This is a genomic window from Dyella sp. (assembly GCF_036568765.1).
Lineage (GTDB): Bacteria > Pseudomonadota > Gammaproteobacteria > Xanthomonadales > Rhodanobacteraceae > GSA-30.
In genome coordinates this window covers 1-3,479 of the sequence record NZ_DATCRY010000103.1, presented here as the reverse complement: position 1 = coordinate 3,479, position 3,479 = coordinate 1, and the positions used below count along the sequence as shown (strand labels likewise).

Genomic DNA, 3,479 nt, shown 5'->3' with positions numbered 1-3,479 from the left:
CGCGCCAGCTTGTCGCCAGAAAGCCGCGCCATCCTCGCCAGCCTCGACGGCCCGGTGGAGATCGTCAGTTACGCCAATCCCCAGGGCGATCTGCGCTCGACCATTGCTGCGTTCATCCAACGCTACCAGCGCTTCAAACCGGACCTGGCATTGCGCTTTGTCGATCCGCAACAAGACCCGGCAGCGATGCGCGAGCAAGGCATTACCGTCGATGGCGCGCTGATCCTGCACTATCGCAACCGCGAGCAACGCCTGGATGAGCTGGACGAGCGCAGCCTGACCAATGCATTGGAACGCCTTGCGCGCGGCGGCGATCGCATCGTCGCCTTCGTCACCGGCGACGGCGAACGGCGCGCCGACGGCAAGGCCAACGCCGACCTGGGCACGTTCATGACGCAGTTGGAAGGCCGTGGCATGCGCGCCGTGCCGCTGAACTTCGCCCAAGTCACCGCCGTACCCGAACACACCGATCTCGTCGTGCTGGCCGGGCCCTCGCTCGCGCTACCGCCGGCCGCAGTCAAGGCGTTGACCGCTTACGTCGACAACGGCGGCAACCTGCTCTGGCTCACCGAACCGACGAACGACGACCTGGGCCTCGCGCCGTTAGCGCAAGTATTGGGTGTACATGTGCTGCCCGGCGTGCTGGTCGATGGCGGCGGCGCCGCGCTCGGCCTGAAAGATCCGCGATTGATCGCCCTGGGCGATTACCCCGCGCACGCGATCACGCGCGGCTTCACGCTGACCACGGTCTTCCCTCAAGTCTCTGCGCTGGCCAAGGTCAGCGCCGCCAGCTGGGACATCGTGCCGTTCCTGCGCTCAGGTCCGCAGAGCTGGACCGAATTCAAGGCGATCGATAACACGCAGGCGTCCACGATCCACTACGACCCCGATGCCGGCGAACTGAAGGGCCCGCTCGATTTCGGCTTCGCGATTAGCCGGGTTTCACCCAGCCCCGAGAAAGCCGAACAACGCGCGGTCGTGATCGGCGATGGCGATTTCCTCTCCAACAGTTTCCTCGGCAATGGCGGCAACCGCGCGCTGGGCGAACGCATTTTCGATTGGCTGCTGGGCGACGATGCCCTGGTCAACCTGCCGCCTCGCGGTGCGCCCGACCGGGTGGTACAGCCCAGTTCGAGCATGCTCGCCGCGATCAGCCTGGGCTTTCGACTGCTGCTGCCGCTGGCCCTGCTGCTGGCGGGCGCACTCATCGCCTGGCGCCGGCGCCGCGCATGAAACGCAAGGCGCGGCAACGCATCGTTTTACTGCTCGGTGTCGCCGTGCTGGTGATGGCCGCGGCGTGGCAATGGCAACGCGACCGGCAACAGGAGCCAGGCACGTTGCTTAGCCTCGACCCAGCCGAGGTCACTCGCATCGGCCTGCAGTTCCAGCAGGCACCGATGCATCGTTACAGCCGCCACGACGATGGGCACTGGTGGACCGCGGACGAGGGACCGGCCATGCGCGCGGACGATGGCCGTCTCGCCGAGCTATCCCAGATTGCGGCTGCCGCCGTCTTGCAATGGCGACCACTGCAAGATTTCTCGCCCCAGAAGATCGGTCTCGCACCGCCGCTGGCCGTGCTGGAGCTGGACGGACGTCGGGTCGAATTCGGCGAAACTTCGGTGACCGGCCCACAGCGCTACGTACGTGTGGACGGGCGCGTGGCGCTGGTCCCATTGCGTTACACACCCCGCCCGATGGATGGCAAGAACATGCCGTTAGGGCTGCATTGATCCGCCGCTTACATGCGGTCTTGTACAACTGAGAGGATTCCCCATATCGGGGACCGGCATCAGCGAAACCTTGAGGAGTGATCCGATGAGCAAGCAACCGATCGGCGTGGTCGGCATGGCGGTGATGGGCAGTAACCTCGCGCTCAACATCGAAAGCCGCGGCCATGCGGTATCGATCTGGAACCGCACGAAGGACCTCACCGACGAGGTGATCGTCAAGCACCCGGGCAAGAAGCTGGTGCCGACGTATACCCTGGAAGAGTTCGTCGGCTCGCTGGAAAAACCTCGCCGCATCCTGATGATGGTCAAGGCCGGCCAGCCGACCGACGACACCATCGACAAGCTGATGCCGCTGCTGGACAAGGGCGATGTGCTGATCGACGGCGGCAACACCTTTTTCCAGGACACCATCCGCCGCAACGAGAAGCTGGCCAGATCCGGTCTGCACTTCATCGGCACCGGTGTGTCCGGTGGCGAGGAAGGCGCGCTGCACGGTCCGTCGATCATGCCCGGCGGCCCGCGCGATGCCTACGACCTGGTCGCCCCGATTCTTACCGAAATCGCCGCCAAGGCACCGGACGGCGAGCCCTGCGTGGCGTACATGGGCCCCGATGGCGCGGGCCACTACGTCAAGATGGTGCACAACGGCATCGAGTACGGCGACATGCAGCTGATCTCGGAAAGCTATGCCGTGCTCAAGAACGTGCTGGGGCTTTCCAACGAAGAGCTGGGCAAGGTCTATGCGGAGTGGAATACCGGCGAACTGGATAGCTACCTGATCCAGATCACCGCCGATATCTTCCAGAAGAAAGACGCCAAGACGGGTAAGGACCTGCTGGACATCGTGCTCGATCGCGCAGCGCAGAAAGGCACGGGCAAGTGGACCAGCCAGAATGCGCTGGATCTCGGCGTGCCGCTGCCATTGATTACCGAATCGGTGTTCGCGCGCCTGCTCTCCTCGCTGAAGGAACAGCGCGTTGCTGCGAGCAAACAACTGGCCGGGCCGCAGAACAAGCCGTTTGCCGGCGATCGTCAGGCATTCGTCGAATCGGTACGCCGTGCGCTGTACTTGAGCAAGATCGTTTCCTATGCACAAGGCTTTGCACAGTTGCGCGCAGCATCGGACGAGTACAAGTGGAACCTGCCCTACGGCACCATCGCCAAGATCTTCCGTGCCGGCTGCATCATCCGTGCTCGCTTCCTGCAGAAGATCATGGACGCATACGAGCACAACCCGCAGATCGTCAACCTGCTGCTCGACCCGTACTTCAAGCAGATCGCCGGCGATTATCACCAGGCGTTGCGCGACGTCGTGTCGGCAGCGGTGCAAGCCGGCGTGGCGGTACCGGGTTTTGCGTCGGCTATCGCTTACTACGACAGCTATCGCTCCGAACGCCTGCCCGCCAATCTGATCCAGGCGCAACGCGATTATTTCGGTGCGCATACCTTCGAGCGTGTCGATGAGCCGGGCAGCTTCCATGAGGAACATTGGGCGCCGCAGGGCTGATCCCGGCATCACGACTGAAGCCCCCCAGAACTCATACTAGCCCTGTGGGAGCGACTTCAGTCGCGACGATCTTGCCTCGACGCAAGTTCGTGTCGCGACTGAAGGGAACCTCTAAAAACCTGTCAATGACTTGGACACAGCGAAAACGGATCCTATCGTTGTGGGAGCGACTTCAGTCGCGACAAGGACTTGCGATAAGGCACGATCGTCGCAACGAAAGTCGCTCCCAGAAGAGCCGG

The 3,479-nt window shown here is 63.3% G+C and carries 3 protein-coding genes; all 3 read left to right on the top strand.

Going from position 1 to position 3,479, the window contains the following annotated elements:
- A partial coding sequence (locus VIM98_RS07595) for a GldG family protein (RefSeq protein ID WP_331992496.1) occupies positions 1-1,233 on the top strand: 1,233 nt, incomplete at its 5' end.
- Positions 1,230-1,733, top strand: coding sequence for a hypothetical protein (locus VIM98_RS07590; RefSeq protein ID WP_331992495.1), 504 nt, complete (start codon positions 1,230-1,232; stop codon positions 1,731-1,733). The genes VIM98_RS07595 and VIM98_RS07590, both read left to right, overlap by 4 nt.
- A gap of 85 nt (positions 1,734-1,818) precedes the next feature.
- Entirely contained in the window at positions 1,819-3,240 is a 1,422-nt protein-coding gene (gndA, locus tag VIM98_RS07585) for an NADP-dependent phosphogluconate dehydrogenase (RefSeq protein WP_331992494.1), read from the top strand.
- The last annotated feature ends 239 nt before the right edge of the window (positions 3,241-3,479 follow it).

What these genes read in the sequence shown, in the direction of transcription:
- VIM98_RS07590 (WP_331992495.1), top strand. Translation starts at nt 1,230, where the DNA reads ATGAAACGCAAGGCGCGGCAACGCATCGTTTTACTGCTCGGTGTCGCC.
- gndA (WP_331992494.1), top strand. Translation starts at nt 1,819, where the DNA reads ATGAGCAAGCAACCGATCGGCGTGGTCGGCATGGCGGTGATGGGCAGT.